Source organism: Pseudomonas sp. GM41(2012) (assembly GCF_000282315.2).
GTDB lineage: Bacteria > Pseudomonadota > Gammaproteobacteria > Pseudomonadales > Pseudomonadaceae > Aquipseudomonas.
This window is the reverse complement of sequence record NZ_AKJN02000008.1, coordinates 894,805-914,733: the sequence shown is the minus strand read 5'-3', so window position 1 is coordinate 914,733 and position 19,929 is coordinate 894,805. Positions and strand designations below refer to the sequence as shown.

17 protein-coding genes are annotated in these 19,929 nt (G+C 60.7%); 1 reads left to right on the top strand and 16 read right to left on the bottom strand.

Annotation, left to right across the window (positions count from 1 at the left end; all coding sequences use genetic code 11):
* Positions 1-74 precede the first annotated feature (74 nt).
* From PMI27_RS04300 to leuC, 16 genes are all read right to left on the bottom strand, one after another.
* Entirely contained in the window at positions 75-851 is a 777-nt protein-coding gene (locus PMI27_RS04300; RefSeq protein WP_008145603.1) for an SDR family oxidoreductase, read from the bottom strand.
* Positions 848-2,059: an O-succinylhomoserine sulfhydrylase gene (locus tag PMI27_RS04305; protein ID WP_008145602.1), complete on the bottom strand. Its 1,212-nt coding sequence runs from the start codon at positions 2,057-2,059 to the stop codon at positions 848-850. The genes PMI27_RS04300 and PMI27_RS04305 overlap by 4 nt, the downstream gene beginning before the upstream one ends.
* 132 nt (positions 2,060-2,191) lie before the next feature.
* Positions 2,192-3,697 carry an amidophosphoribosyltransferase gene (gene purF / locus PMI27_RS04310; RefSeq protein WP_008145601.1) on the bottom strand — a complete coding sequence of 502 codons (1,506 nt, stop codon included), beginning with the start codon at positions 3,695-3,697 and terminating at the stop codon, positions 2,192-2,194.
* Between the two features lie 41 nt (positions 3,698-3,738).
* Positions 3,739-4,299 (bottom strand): CvpA family protein, encoded by a 561-nt coding sequence (locus tag PMI27_RS04315; RefSeq protein WP_008145596.1) that lies wholly within the window; start codon positions 4,297-4,299, stop codon positions 3,739-3,741.
* Between the two features lie 98 nt (positions 4,300-4,397).
* A complete protein-coding gene (locus PMI27_RS04320; RefSeq protein ID WP_008145595.1) occupies positions 4,398-5,057 on the bottom strand; it encodes an SPOR domain-containing protein in 660 nt (219 codons plus the stop codon).
* Positions 5,041-6,348 carry a bifunctional tetrahydrofolate synthase/dihydrofolate synthase gene (gene folC, locus PMI27_RS04325; RefSeq protein ID WP_008145594.1) on the bottom strand — a complete coding sequence of 436 codons (1,308 nt, stop codon included), beginning with the start codon at positions 6,346-6,348 and terminating at the stop codon, positions 5,041-5,043. Before folC ends, PMI27_RS04320 begins: the two co-directional genes overlap by 17 nt.
* Complete coding sequence (gene accD / locus PMI27_RS04330) at positions 6,345-7,265, bottom strand: acetyl-CoA carboxylase, carboxyltransferase subunit beta (protein ID WP_008145593.1); 921 nt, start codon at positions 7,263-7,265, stop codon at positions 6,345-6,347. Before accD ends, folC begins: the two co-directional genes overlap by 4 nt.
* Before the next feature lie 183 nt (positions 7,266-7,448).
* Positions 7,449-8,069: a phosphoribosylanthranilate isomerase gene (locus PMI27_RS04335; protein WP_008145592.1), complete on the bottom strand. Its 621-nt coding sequence runs from the start codon at positions 8,067-8,069 to the stop codon at positions 7,449-7,451.
* Positions 8,070-8,132: 63 nt separating this feature from the next.
* Positions 8,133-8,957 carry a tRNA pseudouridine(38-40) synthase TruA gene (gene truA, locus PMI27_RS04340; RefSeq protein WP_033053534.1) on the bottom strand — a complete coding sequence of 275 codons (825 nt, stop codon included), beginning with the start codon at positions 8,955-8,957 and terminating at the stop codon, positions 8,133-8,135.
* 314 nt (positions 8,958-9,271) lie between these two features.
* Complete coding sequence (locus PMI27_RS04345; protein WP_008145589.1) at positions 9,272-12,115, bottom strand: FimV/HubP family polar landmark protein; 2,844 nt, start codon at positions 12,113-12,115, stop codon at positions 9,272-9,274.
* Between the two features lie 208 nt (positions 12,116-12,323).
* The gene (locus PMI27_RS04350) at positions 12,324-13,334 is read right to left on the bottom strand and encodes an aspartate-semialdehyde dehydrogenase (RefSeq protein WP_008145588.1); all 1,011 of its coding nucleotides are present in this window, start codon (positions 13,332-13,334) and stop codon (positions 12,324-12,326) included.
* A gap of 239 nt (positions 13,335-13,573) precedes the next feature.
* Positions 13,574-14,686: an aspartate-semialdehyde dehydrogenase gene (asd, locus tag PMI27_RS04355; protein WP_008145587.1), complete on the bottom strand. Its 1,113-nt coding sequence runs from the start codon at positions 14,684-14,686 to the stop codon at positions 13,574-13,576.
* Positions 14,687-14,755: 69 nt separating this feature from the next.
* Positions 14,756-15,838, bottom strand: a complete 1,083-nt coding sequence (leuB, locus tag PMI27_RS04360; protein WP_008145586.1) for a 3-isopropylmalate dehydrogenase — start codon at positions 15,836-15,838, stop codon at positions 14,756-14,758.
* 62 nt (positions 15,839-15,900) lie between these two features.
* Complete coding sequence (locus tag PMI27_RS04365) at positions 15,901-16,665, bottom strand: class I SAM-dependent methyltransferase (RefSeq protein WP_008145585.1); 765 nt, start codon at positions 16,663-16,665, stop codon at positions 15,901-15,903.
* A gap of 137 nt (positions 16,666-16,802) precedes the next feature.
* The gene (gene leuD, locus PMI27_RS04370; RefSeq protein WP_024164598.1) at positions 16,803-17,447 is read right to left on the bottom strand and encodes a 3-isopropylmalate dehydratase small subunit; all 645 of its coding nucleotides are present in this window, start codon (positions 17,445-17,447) and stop codon (positions 16,803-16,805) included.
* Positions 17,448-17,457: 10 nt separating this feature from the next.
* Entirely contained in the window at positions 17,458-18,876 is a 1,419-nt protein-coding gene (gene leuC, locus PMI27_RS04375) for a 3-isopropylmalate dehydratase large subunit (protein WP_008151269.1), read from the bottom strand.
* A gap of 146 nt (positions 18,877-19,022) precedes the next feature.
* Here leuC and PMI27_RS04380 point away from each other — a divergent pair, with 146 nt between their 5' ends.
* The gene (locus PMI27_RS04380) at positions 19,023-19,913 is read left to right on the top strand and encodes a LysR family transcriptional regulator (protein WP_008151271.1); all 891 of its coding nucleotides are present in this window, start codon (positions 19,023-19,025) and stop codon (positions 19,911-19,913) included.
* The last annotated feature ends 16 nt before the right edge of the window (positions 19,914-19,929 follow it).

Genomic DNA, 19,929 nt, shown 5'->3' with positions numbered 1-19,929 from the left:
TCATGTCATTTCCCGCAACGCTGCCAATGGCCGCCTGCAACCTCAAGCCGCCGCTGTCGCGGCTCCTGCTCGAATTACTCGCTGTAAATCATCTTCTTGGTCATGCCGCCATCGACCACGAACTCCTGGCCCGTGACAAAACCGGCGTTCTTCGACAACAGCCAGGCGACCATCGCTGCCACATCCTCGACCGTCCCTACCCTGCCCGCCGGATGCTGGGCATGATCGGCATCGGTCAGAGGTTCGGCACGACGTGCGGAGGGATCCCGCGCATCGATCCAGCCCGGGCTGACCGCATTGACGCGGATTTCCGGCCCGAGGCTGATCGCCAAGGCATGAGTCAGGGCCAACAGACCGCCCTTGCTCGCCGCATAAGCCTCGGTGTCGGGTTCCGACTGCCCGGCGCGGGTCGAGGCCAGGTTGACGATCGCGCCGCTGTGAGCACGCAGGTACGGCGCACAGTGCTTGGCCAACAGCATCGGCCCACTGAGGTTCACCGCCAGCACCCGATTCCAGTACGCCAGATCCAGGCTCTCAAGGGTGATGTTGTGCGGATCGGCAACCGCCGCGTTGCACACCAGCGCATCCAGACGCCCGAACTGCCCCAGCACTTCGGCGACGCCCAATGCCACCTGCCCTTCGTTCGAGACGTCCATGGCGATGAACCAGGCGTTGTCGCCGAGCACCTTCGCCACTTTCGAACCGCGCACTCGATCAAGATCAGTCAGCACCACCTGCCAGCCTTCGCTGATCAGCCAGGCCGAGATCCCCAGACCAATGCCCCGCGCAGCACCCGTGACCAGTGCAACGCGGCCATTGGTGCCAGTGCCTGGCGTGGACAACTCGATCACAAGGCAGCCAACCCGCGCGCCAGATCGACTTGCAGGTCTGCCACGTCTTCCAGACCGACCGCGATGCGGATCAGGCTGTCACGAATGCCCGCGGCTTCACGCTCTTGCGGCGCCAGACGGCCGTGAGAGGTGGTGCCTGGGTGCGTAATGGTGGTTTTGCTGTCACCGAGGTTGGCGGTGATGGAAATCAGACGGGTCGCATCGATAAAGCGCCAGGCGCCCTCTTTGCCGCCCTTGACCTCGAAACTCACGACCGCACCAAAGCCTTTCTGCTGACGCAGCGCCAGCTCATGCTGCGGATGGCTTTTGAGACCGGCGTAATGGACTTTCTCGATGCCTTTCTGCTGCTCCAGCCATTCGGCCAGTTGCTGGGCATTGGCACAGTGAGCCTTCATGCGCAGGCTCAAGGTTTCCAGGCCCTTGAGGAAGATCCAGGCGTTGAACGGGCTCAGGGTCGGCCCGGCAGTGCGCAGGAAACCGACGACTTCTTTCATCTGCTCGCTACGACCGGCCACAACACCGCCCATGCAACGGCCCTGGCCGTCGATGAACTTGGTCGCCGAGTGCACGACGATGTCCGCGCCCATCTTCAGCGGCTGCTGCAACGCCGGGGTGCAGAAGCAGTTGTCGACCACCAGCATCGCGCCTTTGGCGTGAGCGATTTTCGACAACTCGGCGATGTCCACCAGCTCAGCCAGCGGGTTGGATGGCGACTCGACGAACAGCAATTTGGTATTAGCCTTGATCGCCGCATCCCAGCCGGACAGGTCCGCCAGAGGCACGTAATCGACTTCAATACCAAAGCGCTTGAAGTACTTCTCGAACAGACTGATGGTCGAACCGAATACGCTGCGCGATACCAGCACGTGATCACCGGCGCTGCAGAGGCTCATCACCACCGCCATGATCGCGGCCATGCCGGTCGCCGTGGCCACGGCTTGCTCGGCGCTTTCCAGCGCGGCAATGCGCTCTTCGAACGCGCGCACGGTCGGGTTGGTGTAGCGCGAGTAAACGTTGCCCGGCACTTCACCGGCAAAACGTGCCGCCGCGTCGGCGGCGGTACGGAATACGTAGCTGGAAGTGAAGAACATCGGATCACCGTGTTCGCCTTCCGGCGTGCGGTGCTGACCGGCGCGTACGGCCAGAGTGTCGAACGCTACGCCTTCGAGGTCGCTGTCCAGCCGACCGGCATCCCAATCCTGACTCATGCTGTCACTCCTTGCCCTACTCGGTAATGGATACAAAACCGGCCTGTAGGAGCATGGCTTGCCCGCGAAGGGGCCTTTGGGAACGCCAAAAGCTTCGCGGGCAAGCCTCGCTCCTACAGGCCGTTCGTTTACTCAGTTGTTATACAGATCAATGATCGCACTGACTGCCTGCGTCTTGACCTTGGAGGCATCGTTACGTGCCTGCTCGATCTTGTTCAGGTAAGCCTCGTCGACGTCGCCGGTGACGTACTGGCCGTCGAACACCGCGCAATCGAACTTCTCGATCTTGATCTTGCCGCCACCGACCGCTTCGATCAAGTCAGGCAAGTCCTGATAGATCAACCAGTCAGCGCCGATCAGATCAGCCACGTCCTGGGTCGAACGGTTATGGGCGATCAACTCGTGAGCGCTCGGCATGTCGATACCATAGACGTTCGGGTAACGAACGGCCGGTGCTGCGGAGCAGAAGTAGACGTTCTTGGCGCCGGCTTCGCGGGCCATCTGGATGATCTGCTTGCAGGTGGTGCCGCGAACGATGGAGTCGTCCACCAGCATCACGTTCTTGCCGCGGAATTCCAGCTCGATGGCGTTGAGCTTCTGGCGTACGGATTTTTTCCGTGCAGCCTGGCCCGGCATGATGAAGGTCCGGCCGATGTAGCGGTTCTTCACGAAGCCTTCGCGGAACTTGACGCCCAAGTGGTTCGCCAACTCCAGGGCCGCGGTACGGCTGGTATCCGGAATCGGGATGACCACGTCGATGTCGTGATTCGGACGCTCGCGCAGAATCTTCTCGGCGAGTTTCTCGCCCATGCGCAGGCGTGCCTTATAGACCGACACGCCGTCGATGATCGAGTCCGGACGCGCCAGATAGACGTGTTCGAAGATGCACGGGGTCAGGGACGGGTTGGTCGCACACTGACGGGTGTGCAGCTTGCCGTCTTCAGTGATGTAGACCGCTTCGCCCGGCGCCAGGTCGCGAATCAGGGTGAAACCGAGCACGTCCAGGGAAACGCTTTCGGAGGCGATCATGTACTCGACGCCTTCGTCGGTGTGACGCTGACCGAAGACGATCGGGCGGATGCCGTGCGGGTCGCGGAAACCGACGATGCCGTAACCGGTCACCATCGCCACAACCGCATAACCACCGACGCAACGGTTGTGCACGTCAGTTACAGCGGCGAACACGTCTTCTTCGGTTGGCTGCAACTTGCCGCGCTGGGCCAGTTCGTGAGCGAACACGTTGAGCAGCACTTCCGAATCGGAGTTGGTGTTGACGTGGCGCAGGTCAGATTCGTAAATCTCCTTGGCCAGCTGCTCAACGTTGGTGAGGTTACCGTTGTGCGCCAGGGTGATGCCGTAAGGCGAGTTGACGTAAAACGGTTGGGCTTCGGCCGAAGTCGAACTGCCCGCGGTCGGGTAACGCACATGGCCAATACCCATATGACCGACCAGGCGCTGCATGTGACGCTGATGGAACACGTCACGTACCAGGCCATTGTCCTTGCGCAGGAATAACCGGCCATCATGGCTGGTCACGATACCGGCAGCGTCCTGGCCGCGGTGCTGGAGGACGGTTAGCGCGTCATACAGCGCCTGATTGACGTTCGACTTACCGACGATACCGACGATGCCACACATGCGACGCAACCCCTACTTAATGGATCTGAACTGAACACAACTCACTGAGGCGTTTTGGCCATCGGCAAGAGGTGCTCCTTGAACGGTATCTCAGCGGGTACGCTGATACCGCTGGCAAGCCACTGACTGCTCCACCCCAGAATCAGGTTTTTGGACCAGTCTGCAACCAATAGAAATTTTGGCACGAGCTGTGACTCTTTCCACCACCCGTCCTGCTGTACCGGCCCCAGGCTCAACAGCCCGACCGCCACGACCACCAGCAACACGCCACGCGCGGCGCCGAAGGCCATGCCGAGGAATCGATCGGTCCCGGACAGCCCGGTGACGCGAACCAATTCGCCGATAAGATAATTGATCATCGCGCCTACGATTAACGTGGCGACAAACATGATGGCACAGCCCGTGATCACACGGGCCGACGGCGTTTGGATGTATCCGGCGAGGTACTCGGACAATGAACCACCGAACATCCAGGCGACGACTCCTGCGATGATCCAGGTCACCAGCGACAATGCTTCTTTGACGAAGCCGCGGCTCAGACTGATCAATGCGGAGATGGCGACGATTGCAACGATCGCCCAGTCAACCCAGGTAAATGGCACAGTGCAGCCTACAGACGGATAAGGCGGCGCATTTTAGCAGAGCGCATGGCTATCGGTAAGCTGCGATTGTCAGTGCATTTCAAATCAGGTCGATAGTTTTAGCCACGCTCAGGCTGGAAACGCACAACAAAACCCTTGAGGTTCTGCTGGCGGCTCAACAAGTCACGCAGACGATCAGCTTCTGCCCGCTCGATCAGCGGTCCGACAAACACCCGATTCTTGCCGTCGGCAGTACGAATGTAGGCGTTATAGCCCTGGCTACGCAGGGATTTCTGCAGGCTTTCTGCACTTTCACGGCTCGACAGGCTGGCCAGTTGCACCGACCAACTGACCGACAGGCCATTGGCATCGACGCGGCTTTGAGTCGTGTCCGGCTTGCCCGGTGCAGCCGTGATGGGCTGGCTAGGTGCAACCGTTGGTTTGTTGACCGGCGCAGGTGCTGGCGCGACCGGTTTGGCGGCAGGTGCAGGCGCCACCCGTACACTCGGGGCAATCGCTGTCGACGGTGCTTCTTGCTGAGCGATTTCATCATCACTCGGCACAGGTTCCTGAGGCAGCGCTTGCGGCTCAGGCACCACCACGGGCTCGACCTGAACTTGCGGCACCGCAGGCGCTTGCGGCGCGGCCGGGGCTTCAACCGTCACTTGACGCTGTTCATCCTGACGGGAAAACAGCATCGGCAGGAAAATTACCGCCAGCGCTACCAGAACCAGGGCGCCGACCATGCGCTGTTTGTATGCCTTATCCAGCAATGCCATTTGCCGCTTCCTCCGTGGAGCGCCGGGCCAGCCATTCGAGGGCCTCGGCGACACAATAAAATGATCCGAACAACAGAATCTCGTCGTCGCTCGTCGCCAGCGCGCACTGCCCTTCCAGGGCGGCGGCCACGCTGTCATAGGACGTTACCGAGGCACCAAGGTTGTGCAACGCCGCGTGCAAATCGGCAACCGGGCGTGCTCGCGGTGAATCCAGCGGCGCGACGGCCCAATGCTGGACACTAGCACTCAATTCACCGACAACACCATCCAGATCCTTGTCTGCCAACAGTCCGAACACTGCCAGACGCTTGCCGGCCGGTGGACGGCTGGCCAGACGGCGAGCCAGATACTCTGCCGCATGGGGGTTATGCCCCACGTCCAGCAACAGGTTCAGGCGCTTGCCCTGCCAGTCAAACTGACGGCGATCGAGGCGACCGACCACCCGAGTAGCTTTCAGCGCAGCAATAATGTGTGCATCCGCCCAAGGCAACCCGAGCAACAGGTAAGCCTGCAACGCCAGCGCGGCGTTTTCCATCGGCAGATCGAGCAACGGCAGATCATGCAGCTCGACCACACGCCCTTGAGCGTCAAGACCGCGCCATTGCCAGTTGTGATCGGTGATACCGAGGTCGAAATCGCGCCCACGCAGGAAAAACGGGCAATTGAGCTCGCGCGCTTTATCCAGCAGAGGCTGTGGAGGATTCAGGTCGCCACACAGCGCAGGCGCGCCCTGGCGGAAGATGCCGGCCTTTTCGAACGCTACGGATTCACGGGTATCACCCAGATAGTCCGCGTGATCCACACCGATGCTGGTGACCAGCGCCATATCGGCATCGACCACATTGACCGTGTCCAGACGCCCGCCCAGCCCGACTTCCAGCACCACCGCATCGAGACTGGCGTGTTGAAACAGCCAGAACGCCGCGAGGGTGCCCATTTCGAAGTACGTCAGGGAAGTGTCGCCACGGCCCGCCTCGACCGCAGCAAAGGCTTCGCACAGCTCGGCATCAGTGGCTTCGACGCCATTGACCTGCACCCGCTCGTTGTAACGCAGCAGGTGCGGAGAATTGTAGACACCGACGCTCAGGCCCTGCGCCCGCAGCAACGACGCCACGAATGCGCAGGTAGAACCTTTGCCGTTGGTGCCGGTGACCGTGATCACCCGAGGCGCCGGCTTGCCCAGTCCCATGCGGGACGCTACCTGTTGCGAGCGCTCCAGGCCCATATCGATGGCCGAAGGGTGCAACTGCTCAAGGTAGGCGAGCCACTCGCCAAGGGTACGTTCGATCATATGTTGGCGGGTACCGGTGGAACCACGATTGGCTCGATTGGCGCGGCGACGAATTTCGGCGTCGGCAGGCCCATCATTTGTGCCAGCAGATTGCCCAGACGCGGACGCAGTTCCTGACGGTGAATGATCATGTCGATCGCACCGTGTTCCAGCAGGAATTCGCTGCGCTGGAAGCCTTCCGGCAGTTTTTCACGCACGGTCTGCTCGATCACGCGCGGACCGGCGAAGCCGATCAGGGCTTTCGGCTCACCGACAATCACGTCGCCGAGCATCGCCAGACTGGCGGAAACACCACCGTAGACCGGGTCAGTCAGTACGGAGATGAACGGAATGCCTTCTTCACGCAGACGCGCCAGCACCGCAGAGGTCTTGGCCATTTGCATCAGAGAGATCAGGGCTTCTTGCATCCGCGCACCGCCGGAAGCGGCGAAGCAGATCATCGGGCAACGGTTTTCCAGCGCGTAGTTGGCAGCGCGAACAAAACGCTCACCAACGATGGCGCCCATCGAACCACCCATGAAGGAGAATTCGAAGGCCGACACCACTACCGGTATGCCCAACAGGGAGCCGCTCATGGAGATCAGTGCGTCTTTTTCGCCGGTCTGCTTCTGCGCAGCGGTCAGGCGATCCTTGTACTTCTTGCCGTCGCGGAACTTCAGACGGTCAACCGGCTCCAGGTCCGCGCCCAGTTCGGCACGGCCTTCAGCGTCGAGGAAGATATCGATGCGGGCGCGGGCGCCGATACGCATGTGGTGGTTGCACTTGGGGCAAACGTCCAGGGTCTTTTCCAGCTCCGGACGATACAGCACAGCCTCGCAAGACGGGCATTTGTGCCACAGACCTTCAGGCACCGAGCTCTTCTTGACCTCGGAACGCATGATCGAAGGGATCAGTTTGTCTACTAACCAGTTGCTCATGCTTTCTTTCTCCAGTACCGGCGGCCCGAACGCTCTGGTTCGCAGCCCCGCGTATGCCCTTGAGCTAAATTCATGTGTGTGGCGATGATCGATGGGGTGCCGGGTCAGTGAAGCGTGACCTGCGTACAACCCCAAAAACCCTCAGCCATGCCTGTGGACGGCGGCAGTGTGCCAGCCGTCACATCAGCTTCCGCGTACCGCTTTAATGAATGCCTGAATCTTTGCGTGATCCTTGATGCCCTTGCTCGCCTCCACCCCGCCGCTGACGTCCACGGCATAAGGCCGAACCCTTGCAATCGCCTCGGCGACGTTGTCCGGCGTCAAGCCACCCGCCAGGATAATCGGTTTGCTCAAGCCTTGCGGTATCAGAGACCAGTCAAACGCTTCACCGGTTCCGCCGGGTACGCCTTCAACGTAGGCGTCGAGCAGGATACCGCTGGCGCCTGGAAACGCATCGCATGCGGCCACGATGTCGTCACCGGCCTTGACCCGCAGCGCCTTGATGTACGGACGGTGCCAGCCTTCGCACTCGGCCGCCGTTTCGTCGCCATGGAACTGCAACAGGTCCAGCGGCACGGCGTCGAGGATTTCCCCCAACTCGCAGCGGCTGGCGTTGACGAACAACCCTACGGTGGTCACGAACGGCGGCAACGCCTCGATGATTGAGCGCGCCTGCTGAAACGTCACGGCCCGAGGGCTTTTGGCGTAGAACACAAATCCGATCGCATCAGCCCCGGCCTCAACCGCCGCCAACGCATCTTCTATGCGGGTAATCCCACAAATCTTGCTGCGAACGGCCGACATGTCGATAGAACCCCAAGGTAAATCCGAGAAAGTCCCGGATGGTAACAAAAGCGTTCGAAGGCGTCAGCCGTCAAGTTCCGAGAAACCGGTCAGGAAGTGCGGCCCGATGTAACGCTCGGGCAATTCGAACTCGTCGCGGTACTCGACCTGCACCAGGTACAGGCCGTACGGGTGCGCCGTCACCCCACCGGAACGGCGAATGCGGCTCTCCAGAACCTCTTTCATCCACTCCACCGGACGCTCGCCGGCACCGATGGTCATCAGCACGCCAGCAATGTTGCGCACCATGTGGTGCAGGAAGGCGCTGGCGCGGATGTCCAGCACGATCATCTTGCCGTGGCGCGTGACGCGCAGGTGATGCAGCTCCTTGATCGGCGACTTGGCCTGGCACTGGCCGGCACGGAAAGCGCTGAAATCGTGGGTGCCGACCAGGTACTGCGCCGCCTCGGCCATGCGCTCGACATCCAGCGGACGGTGGTTCCAGGTGATTTCTTCGTTCAGGTGCGCCGGACGGATCTGATCGTTGTAGATCACGTAGCGATAGCGCCGGGCAATGGCCTTGAACCGCGCATGGAAATGCGCCGGCATGACCTTGGCCCAGCTGACACTGACGTCGTGGGGCAAATTGATATTGGCGCCCATGACCCAGGCTTTCATCGAACGCTCGACCTGAGTATCGAAATGCACCACCTGACCGCACGCATGCACGCCGGCATCCGTACGCCCGGCGCAGAGCAGCGACACCGGTGAGTCGGCGACTTTGGACAAGGCTTTTTCGAGCGTCTCCTGCACGGTGAGTACGCCGGAGGCCTGGCGCTGCCAGCCGCGATAGCGCGAGCCTTTGTATTCAACGCCCAACGCGATCCGGAAAAAGCCCTCGGCCACCATTTCGGCGGCCGGATTATCTATATTTGCCAAGGAGTGACAGCCTGCTGATGTACGCAAAGGCGGGCATTATAAGGCTGTCGGACGGGGATGCCAGAGCCGTGTGTTGTTTGTGGCCTGTCGGGTCGATAGTTATGTTGGAAGTGCCGGCCTCTTCGCGAGCAGGCTCGCTCCCACAGGGGGTTTGTGAACACCACAGATCCAATGTGGGAGCGAGCCTGCTCGCGAAGGCGGCCCGACAGACGCCAGCTCATCCCCGCTGAAACAAAAACGGCAGCCTCAATGGGCTGCCGTTTTGTTTACGCCTTACCGATCAATCAAGCCAGACGCGAAAGCATTTCCTTGGCTTCGGTCTTCTGACCTGAATCACCCTCGGTCACCACTTCATTGAGGATGTCCCGGGCGCCGTCGGCGTCGCCCATGTCGATGTAGGCCTGGGCCAGATCGAGTTTGGTAGCGACTTCGTCGGTGCCGGAAAGGAAATCGAATTCCGGCTCGTCAGCGGCGGAGGCCATCGCGTCTTCCGCCGTGAAGCTCGGCTCGCCAAGGCTCTGGGACAAACGATCCAGTTCGGCGTTGACGTCGTCCAGTTCGGCGGCAAACGCGTCTGGCGCGTCCATTTCGTCAGCCAGCGAAAGGTCGAAATCGGCTGGCAGCTCCAGATCGTCCAGCGCAACCTCGGGAACAACCGGCGCTTCAGCGACAGGTATATCCAGGTCCTTGACGCCGTCATCCAGGCTCAACAGGAAGTCGTCTTCGGCCAGGGTCGCCGGCGAGGCATCCCCACCGAGATCCATATCCAGGTCGAAGTCCGACAGGTCATCGAGGCTTTCCTTGATGTCGGCCTGCTGCTGCAACACCGACTCGAAGCTCAGGTCGTCGTCCAGCGGGAACGCGTCCAGCTCAGCCGCAGACACTGGCTCTGCTTTTGGTTCTGGTTCTGGTACTGGTGCAACCACTGCCGGAGAGGCCGTTTCCAGATCATCCAGGCTCAAATCGAAGGCACTGTCGAGGTCATCGGACTCTGCTTCTGGCTCTGGTTCTGGTGCAACCACCGCCGCAGAGGCAGCTTCCAGATCATCCAGGCTCAAATCGAAGGCAGTGTCGAAGTCGTCGGGCTCGGCCTCCGGCTCTGGTGCAGCCACTGCCGGAGCGGCAGATTCCAGATCATCCAGGCTCAAATCGAACGCAGTGTCGAAGTCATCGGGCACTGCCGGTGCCGGCGCTTCAGGCTCGTCCAGCAGCAGATCCTTGACGTATTGCGCGTCCAGTTCGGCAGCGATCGCAGCGGCTGCGATACCACCGGCTGCCGCAATGACCATGGCCGGGAAGCGGCTCTTGAGTTTTTCGACCTGAGCAAAGTTGTCACCATTGGCCACCAGTTGGCGCTCCTGGGCAACGAATGCATCGCGGTCGCCTTGCTGACCGTAGACTTCCATCAGCTTGAGGCGCAAGTCGCTGCGTTGCGGCTCTTGCTTGATCCCGTCTTCCAGCAAGGCACCGGCCTGATTCAGACGACCGGCAGTGATGTGCGACTGCGCCTTGGTCAATACGTCGTCATCGCGCTCGCCAGCAGGCGAAACCAATGGCGCAGCGATCGGTGGCGTTACCACAACCGGAGCAATGACCGGGGCCGGCGCGGGAGCCTTGGCGGGTGCAGGCGGTGGCGTTGGGGTTGGGGTTGGGGTTGGCGCGGTAGCGAGCTTCACGCTCGGCGGCGGCACTTCCAGATCATCGAAGATGCCTTTTGGCAGGTCGAGTTCAGCGGAGAACGCCTGCTCCTCGGCCAAATCACGGGCCATGCGCACATGCTTCTCGGCTTCTTGCTGGGCTTTGCGGCGACGCGCCAGCAACAGCAGCAGGAACAGCGCCACCACGGCGGCGCCCCCTGCCAGACCCAGTAGCCACGGATTGGTCAGCAGTTCCTTGAATTGCTGATCGTCGGACGCTGCCGGCGTCGGCTCGACAGGCTGCTCGGCCGGAGGCGCAGCGGCCTCAGGAGCAGCCGCTTCAGGCGCAGGTGCAGGCGTTGCATCAGGATTGGCCGCCAGTTCGGCTGACATCGCCGGAGCGGTCGCACCTGGTGCCGGCGCACCCGCCGCGCCTTCCGCTTGCAACTTGGCCAGTTGATTGTTCTTCAGTTCGATCAGGCGTTGCAGCTTGTCCAGCTGACTTTGCAGATCGGTCATGCGGCTTTTCAGTTCGGCGTTGTCACGACGGGTCGTGTCGAGGCTTTCCTGGGTCACGGCCAGCTTGTTGCTCAAATTCTTGGCATCACCCGCAGCGCCTTTGCCACCGGCCTTGCCGGACTCGGCAGAGACCAGGCTCAGCTTGTCTGTCGCCGTTTGCGACGAAGGGCCTTCACCGCGAGCGCGTTTGGTGGCATCGAGCTGCTGCTGTCCGGTCCCGGGCTTCGCCACGTAGCGACGACCCTGACGCCACGCGGTGTTCTGCGCGGAGACTTCGGCAATGGCCTTCGGTTGCGGCAGATTGGTGCTCTGCGCCTGATCCGGCAGACGCAGTACCTGACCGGCTTTCAACCGGTTGATGTTGCCGTCGATAAAGGCATCCGGATTCAACGCCTGGATGGCCAGCATGGTTTGCTGGACCGAGCCGCCATTGCGCGTCTTCTCGGCGATTTCCCACAGGGTATCGCGCGATGCGGTGGTGTATTGGGTGGGTTTGGTGCCACCGGTCACCGGTGCGGTGACGGTTTGCGTCGGTGCAGGCTGCGCAGCCGCTTCAGCGGTTTGCGGCGAGAATTTGGACGGATCGAGCAGCACGCTGTAATCGCGCAGCAGGCGACCGTTGGGCCACATCACCTGAACCAGGAATTTCACCATGGGTTCGGAGAGTGGTTTGCTGGATGTCACACGCAGGATGCTTTTGCCGCTGGCGTTGAGCACCGGGGTAAAGGTCAGGTCATTGAGAAACGCCTGGCGGTCGACACCGGCCTTGGCAAAATCTTCGGGCGAAGCCAGGCTCGGCACCACTTCGGCAGCGGTGAGATCCTTGACGTCGAGCAACTCGATTTCTGCCACCAGGGGCTGGTTCAGCGTCGACTTCAGGGTCAATTCCCCAAGCCCGAGGGCATGCGCCATACCGGAGGACAGCGCCGAGGCGGCCGCTATTGCTAACACCAGTTTGCGAACTTGAACCATAGCCTCATCCTTTGTTTGAACATTCCTCGGCCAGCGAGAAGGTGTTGATAGTCGCTGCCGTAAGGCATTGCGCGCGGCGGCGAAGAGTCTGTCGCGCGCGATCATTTCATTCATGCCACGCGAAGCCCCACAGGGAGCCCGCCTTCAGCAGTCCGGCCAAGCATAGCGCCCGGCTGGATTCATTCGACAAATTGTTGCCAAGTATCTTTTACAGCAGGTCTTTTATCAACAATTCAGCCACCTGCACAGCATTGAGCGCGGCGCCTTTGCGTACGTTATCTGACGTCAGCCACAAATTAAGTTCCGACAGGTCGTCGATCCCGTGGCGAACCCGACCAACGTAGACCGCGTCCTGCCCTACCGCATCGCCTACCGGCGTCGGGTAATCGCCGGCTTCCACCAGCTCGATACCGGGCGCGTCTTCCAGGGCAGCGTTGACTTTTGCCAGGTCGATATCGCTCGATGACTGCAAGGTCACGTTAAAGCTATCGCCAAAAAACACCGGGGCTTGAATGCAAGTCACGGAAATCTTTAATAAAGGCAGCGCCATGACCTGACGCAGCTCGCGTACCAGGCGCTTTTCCAGCAGCGTATGGCCCTGATCATCAGGCTTGCCCACTTGTGCCAGCAGGTTGAAGGCCATCTGCCGATCGAAGAAGGTCGGCTCCAGCGGGCGTACATTGAGCAGTTCGGCCGTTTGCCGTGCCAGCTCGGTGACGGCTTCGCGGCCCTGGGCGGAGACGGCCAGGCTGGCGGTCAAATTGATGCGTTGCAGATCGAGCAAACCGAGCAACGGCGCCAACACTACCGCCAGTGTGGTGGCCGAAGGGCTTGGACTGCTGACCTGGAACGGCTTTTTCAAACTGGCCAGCACCTGCGCGTTGGCTTCAGGCACGACCTGTGGCGCCCGATCAGCCGGCAAGGCGCCGGACAAGTCGATCAGCGAGCAACCGGCGGCCGTGGCACGCGAAGCGAAACTCAGGGTTACCGCCGGGCCGGCAGCGAAGAACACCAGCTGGACTTTACTGAAGTCGAACTCATCGACTTCCCGCACCCGCACGTTCTTGCCGCGAAACGGCACCGAATGCCCGGCCGATTCGCTGCTGGCGAGCAGGTGCAGATTGCCGACCGGGAAGTCGCGCTCTTCAAGAATCTGCACGAGCGTTTCGCCGACAGTACCGGTGGCGCCGATCACGGCAATATCAAAGGACTGGCTCATGGTTCTACCTCTGGCGAAACGGGGGGAGCGGCACTTTACCGGGTGGTTGGCATGCAGGCAATTCTGCCGGGGATTTGTGGTGCCTGCGCCGGCCTCATCGCGAGCAAGCTCAGCTCCTACAAGGGTATATGCAAACCTGTAGGAGCCGAGCTTGCTCGCGATAGCGGCCTCACAGGCACCGCAAAAGCAAAAAACCCGCACCTCTTTCAAGGCACGGGTTCTTTTATTACTTCAACCGATCAGCGCTCAAGCAGGATCCGCAGCATGCGACGCAGCGGTTCGGCCGCGCCCCACAGCAGTTGGTCGCCGACGGTGAACGCGCCGACGTACTGCGTGCCCATGTTCAGCTTGCGCAGACGGCCAACCGGTACGTTCAGGGTGCCGGTGACTTTCGTCGGGCTCAGTTCCTGAATGCTGGCTTCGCGGCTGTTCGGCACCAGTTTGACCCAAGGGTTGTGCTGGCTGATCAGCCCTTCGATATCGGCGATCGGCACATCTTTGTTCAGTTTGATGGTCAGCGCCTGGCTGTGGCAGCGCATGGCGCCGATACGCACGCAGATACCATCGACCGGGATCGGGCTCTTGAAGCGACCCAGGATCTTGTTGGTCTCGGCCTGGGCCTTCCACTCTTCGCGGCTCTGACCGTTTGGCAATTCCTTGTCGATCCACGGGATCAGGCTGCCGGCCAGCGGTACGCCGAAGTTTTCGGTCGGGTACGCGTCGCTGCGCATGGCTTCAGCCACACGGCGGTCGATGTCGAGGATCGCGCTGGCCGGGTCGGCCAGTTGATCGGCGACAGCGGTGTGGGTCGCGCCCATTTGCTTGATCAGTTCGCGCATGTTCTGCGCGCCGGCACCGGAAGCCGCCTGATAGGTCATGGCGCTCATCCACTCGACCAGACCGGCTTCGAACAGACCGCCCAGGCCCATCAGCATCAGGCTGACGGTGCAGTTGCCACCGATGTAGTTCTTGGTGCCCGCGTCGAGCTGCTGGTCGATGACCTTGCGGTTCACCGGGTCCAGCACGATCACCGCGTCATCCTGCATGCGCAGGCTGGAAGCGGCATCGATCCAGTAACCCTGCCAGCCGGCTTCGCGCAGCTTCGGGAACACTTCGCTGGTGTAGTCGCCACCCTGGCAGGTCAGAATCACGTCGAGGGTTTTCAGCTCATCAATGCTGTAAGCGTCCTTGAGCGGAGCAATGTCCTTGCCCACGGACGGGCCTTGGCCACCGACATTGGAAGTGGTGAAAAACACCGGCTCAATAAGATCGAAATCCTGCTCTTCCAGCATCCGCTGCATGAGCACGGAACCGACCATACCGCGCCAACCGATCAGACCTACACGTTTCATCGCAACTACACCTTCTTTAAAAAGTGGGCCGCTGCTTTCAAGAGTGAAAGTTGCAGCGGGCCCGAGAGATTACAGATTCCGCAGCGCGGCGACTACTGCGTCGCCCATTTCCTGCGTACCGACTTTAGTGCAACCGGCCGACCAGATGTCGCCCGTACGCAGGCCTTGGTCCAATACCAGACTGACGGCCTTCTCGATCGCATCGGCCGCATCCTGCAAATTGAAGCTGTAACGCAGCATCATCGACACCGACAGAATGGTCGCCAACGGGTTGGCAATGCCTTTTCCAGCGATGTCCGGCGCCGAACCGTGGCACGGCTCGTACATACCTTTGTTGTTGGTATCCAGGGACGCCGACGGCAGCATGCCGATGGAACCGGTGAGCATCGACGCCTGGTCGGAAAGAATGTCGCCGAACAGGTTGTCAGTGACGATCACGTCGAATTGCTTCGGTGCGCGCACCAGTTGCATGGCGGCGTTGTCGACGTACATGTGGCTCAGTTCGACTTCAGGGTAATCCTTGGCCACTTGCTCGACGATTTCACGCCACAGCTGGCTGGAAGCCAACACGTTGGCCTTGTCCACCGAGCACAGCTTCTTGCTGCGTACCATGGCCATGTCGAAACCAACACGGGCGATACGGCGGATTTCGCTTTCGCTGTACGGCAGGGTGTCGTAAGCCTGACGCTCACCGTTTTCCAGGGTGCGAGTGCCACGTGGCGCGCCGAAGTAGATGCCGCCGGTCAGTTCGCGAACGATCAGGATGTCCAGGCCCGCCACGATTTCAGGCTTCAGGCTCGAAGCCTCGGCCAGTTGCGGGTACAGGATCGCCGGACGCAGGTTACCGAACAGGCCCAGTTGCGCACGAATTTTCAGCAGGCCGCGCTCAGGGCGGATGTCACGCTCGATGGTGTCCCATTTCGGGCCACCCACGGCGCCCAGCAGTACAGCGTCGGCTGCGCGTGCACGGTCCAGGGTTTCGTCGGCCAGCGGCACGCCGTGTTTGTCGATGGCAGCGCCACCGATCACGTCATGGCTCAGCTCGAAGCCCAAGCTGTACTTGGTGTTGGCCAGTTCCAGAACCTTGACGGCTTCGGCCATGATTTCCGGGCCAATACCGTCACCTGGGAGAATCAGAATCTGCTTGCTCATGCTTTCCTCATGTCATCAGTCGGTGCGCCCGCGGGGCACGCCCGGAAAAATTCGTTTGATGCTTATCTTTCAGCCATCAGCACCAGTACATCTGTACTGAACGAGCCATCGGCCTCAATCTCAAAATATTCGCGCACTTCGTTGCCCATCGATTGCTGCAACTCCAGAATCGCGGCGCGCATTACTTCTGGTGTGCGCATGCGCTCGACCCAGGAGGTGTATTCAAGGCGCAGCCGTTGACGGGTGGTGCTGCGGGTATACAACCCCGCTTCGCTGACCTGACGCAACCACTCGCCGGCGGAATAATCGCGCACATGGCTGGTGTCGCGCAGCACTTCGACGCTTTGCAGGTAAGTGTCGAACAACGGACTGCCCGGTGACAACACGTCGATGAACGCCGCCACGCCGCCCGGCTTCAGCACCCGGCGAACCTCACGCAGGGCCAGGCCGAGATCGCTCCAATGGTGCGCCGAATAACGGCTGAAGACGAAATCAAATTCGCCATCGGCGAACGGCAGGCGCTCGGCGGCGCCCAGCACGGTGGACACATTGGTCAGACCGCGATCGACGGCGGCACCGGCCACCACGTCGAGCATCTGCTGCGACAAATCGTAGGCCACCACTTCCTTGACCAGCGACGCTACGTGAAAACTCACGTGACCGGCGCCGCAGCCCAAGTCCAGCACCCGGGCATCGCCCTGCCCTGCCAGTTCAGCCTGTAGCAGCGCGAATTCGGTGCCCTGAGCGTGTACAGCGCTGCTCAGATAGGCCGAGGCTTGTTCACCGAATTGCTTTTGTACGACTTGGCTGTGGGCGGTGCTGGTCATCGTAATGTCCTGATATTTTGTGTTGTATGGGCTACCGTCATCGCGAGCAAGCTCGCTCCCACACGGGATCTGTGGCACTCACATAACCTGTGGGAGCCGAGCTTGCTCGCGATGGCGTCATGTCGCCTTACGCAGAATCAAACGTCGCGAAACAACCACGGCTGGCTCGCACGGTGTTTGGCTTCAAACGCCGCAATCGCCTCATGGTCCTGCAAGGTCAGGCCGATGTCGTCCAGGCCGTTGACCAGGCAATGCTTGCGGAACTCGTCAAGTTCAAAGCTGTAGACCTTGCCATCAGGCCGGGTCACGGTCTGGGCTTGCAGGTCGACCGTCAACTCGTAGCCGGGATTCGCCTCGACTTGCTGGAACAACTCATCCACTTCAGCGTCGGTCAAGATGATCGGTAACAAGCCGTTCTTGAAGCTGTTGTTGTAGAAGATGTCGGCGTAGCTCGGCGCGATGATGCTGCGAAAGCCGTACTCTTCCAGCGCCCATGGCGCGTGTTCACGGCTGGAGCCGCAGCCGAAGTTCTCGCGGGCCAGCAGCACGCTGGCGCCTTGATAACGCTCGGCGTTGAGAACGAAGTCCTTGTTCAGCGGACGCTTGGAGTTGTCCTGGTAGGCATAGCCCACGTCCAGGTAGCGCCATTCGTCGAACAGGTTCGGGCCAAAACCGGTGCGCTTGATCGACTTCAAGAACTGCTTCGGAATGATCTGGTCGGTGTCGACGTTGGCACGGTCCAAGGGGGCGACCAAACCGGTGTGTTGGGTAAAAGCTCTCATGTGCGGTTCCTCAGATCAGTTCGCGAACGTCGATGAAACGACCGTGGACGGCAGCCGCCGCGGCCATGGCCGGGCTGACCAGGTGCGTACGGCCACCGGCGCCCTGACGCCCTTCGAAGTTGCGGTTGGAGGTCGAGGCGCAATGCTCGCCCGACTCCAAACGGTCCGGGTTCATCGCCAGGCACATCGAGCAACCCGGTTCACGCCACTCGAAACCGGCTTCGAGGAAAATCTTGTCCAGGCCTTCGGCCTCGGCTTGCGCCTTCACCAGGCCCGAGCCCGGCACCACGATGGCTTGCTTGATGGTCGAAGCGACTTTACGGCCCTTGGCGATCACCGCCGCAGCGCGCAAGTCTTCGATCCGCGAGTTGGTGCAGGAACCAATGAACACGCGATCCAGTTGAATGTCTGTGATCGCCTGATTGGCGCTCAAACCCATGTATTTCAAGGCGCGTTCGATGGAACCGCGCTTGACCAGGTCCATTTCCTTCGCCGGGTCCGGCACGTTCTGATCAACCGCCAGGACCATCTCGGGCGAAGTGCCCCAGCTGACTTGCGGCTTGATCTGAGTAGCGTCGAGCTCGACCACGGTGTCGAACACGGCGTCAGCGTCGGACACCAGGTCTTTCCAGGCTTCGACCGCCATGTCCCATTCCGCGCCTTTCGGGGCAAATGGACGTCCCTTGACGTAAGCCACGGTTTTTTCGTCGGCAGCCACCAGGCCAACACGAGCGCCGGCTTCAATGGACATGTTGCAGATGGTCATGCGGCCTTCGACGGACAAATCGCGAATGGCGCTGCCGGCGAACTCGATAGCGTGGCCGTTACCGCCGGCGGTGCCGATCTTGCCGATCACCGCGAGCACGATGTCCTTGGCGGTCACGCCGAACGGCAACTTGCCCTCGACCGACACCAGCATGTTTTTCATTTTCTTGGCGACCAGGCATTGCGTGGCGAACACGTGCTCGACCTCGGAAGTCCCGATACCGTGGGCCAATGCGCCAAACGCGCCGTGGGTCGAGGTGTGCGAATCGCCGCAAACTACGGTCATGCCCGGCAAGGTGGCACCCTGCTCCGGACCGATCACGTGAACGATGCCCTGACGCACGTCATTCATTTTGAATTCGGTGATGCCATATTCGTCGCAGTAGTCATCAAGGGTCTGAACCTGCAAACGCGAGACCTGATCGGTAATCGCTTCAATGCCGCCCTTGCGATCCGGAGTGGTCGGTACGTTGTGGTCCGGGGTCGCGATGATCGAGTCGACGCGCCAAGGCTTGCGCCCGGCCAGTCGCAGGCCTTCGAAAGCTTGGGGCGAAGTCACTTCATGGATGATGTGGCGGTCGATATAGATCAGCGACGACCCATCGTCGCGCCGTTTCACTTCATGGGAATCCCAAAGCTTGTCGTAAAGCGTTTTGCCGGCCATCAGACGGTCCTCATCAGCGTGTTTCTATGCCCTGGATTTTGAGAGATTCAATAACCCCTTGGCTTGTGAGGTCGATCCTAGGGGGTTACATTAAATAACTCAAATTCATATTTTTCATGCTTTGGATAACCAACTGGAATACTGCAATGGACCTCGCCAACCTCAATGCTTTTATCGCGATTGCCGAGACCGGGAGCTTCTCCGGCGCTGGCGAACGGCTGCACCTGACGCAACCGGCCATCAGCAAGCGCATTGCCGGGCTGGAGCAGCAATTGAAGGTGCGCCTGTTCGATCGCCTGGGCCGTGAAGTCAGTTTGACCGAGGCCGGACGCGCCTTGCTGCCGCGGGCCTATCAGATTCTGAATGTGCTGGATGACACGCGCCGCGCCCTGACCAACCTGACCGGCGAAGTGACCGGCCGCCTGACCCTGGCCACCAGCCACCACATCGGCCTGCACCGCTTGCCCCCCTTATTAAGGGAGTTCACCCGACGTTACCCGCAAGTGGCGCTGGATATTCAGTTCCTCGATTCGGAAGTGGCCTACGAAGAAATCCTCCATGGCCGCGCCGAACTGGCGGTCATTACCCTGGCGCCGGAGCCCCATGCACTGGTGAAGGCCACGCCTGTGTGGGACGACCCGCTGGACTTCGTGGTCGCTCCGGAGCACTCACTGATCAGCCACGGCCCGGTCAGCCTGGCGGACATTGCCCTGCACCCGGCGGTTTTCCCCGGCGGCAACACCTTTACTCACCACATCGTCCGGCGTCTGTTCGAAGCTCAAGGTCTGACGCCAAACATCGCCATGAGCACGAATTATCTGGAAACCATCAAGATGATGGTCTCGATCGGCCTGGCCTGGAGCGTGTTACCGCGCACTATGCTTGACGATCAAGTGGCCCGAATACCTTTACCGGGCATACAACTCACTCGCCAGCTAGGCTATATCCTGCATACGGAAAGGACGCTATCGAATGCGGCGCGAGCCTTCATGGCCTTGCTGGATGCACAAATCGATCTGCCAGGAACTCTCGGCTAAGCTGTGCTACGTCTAT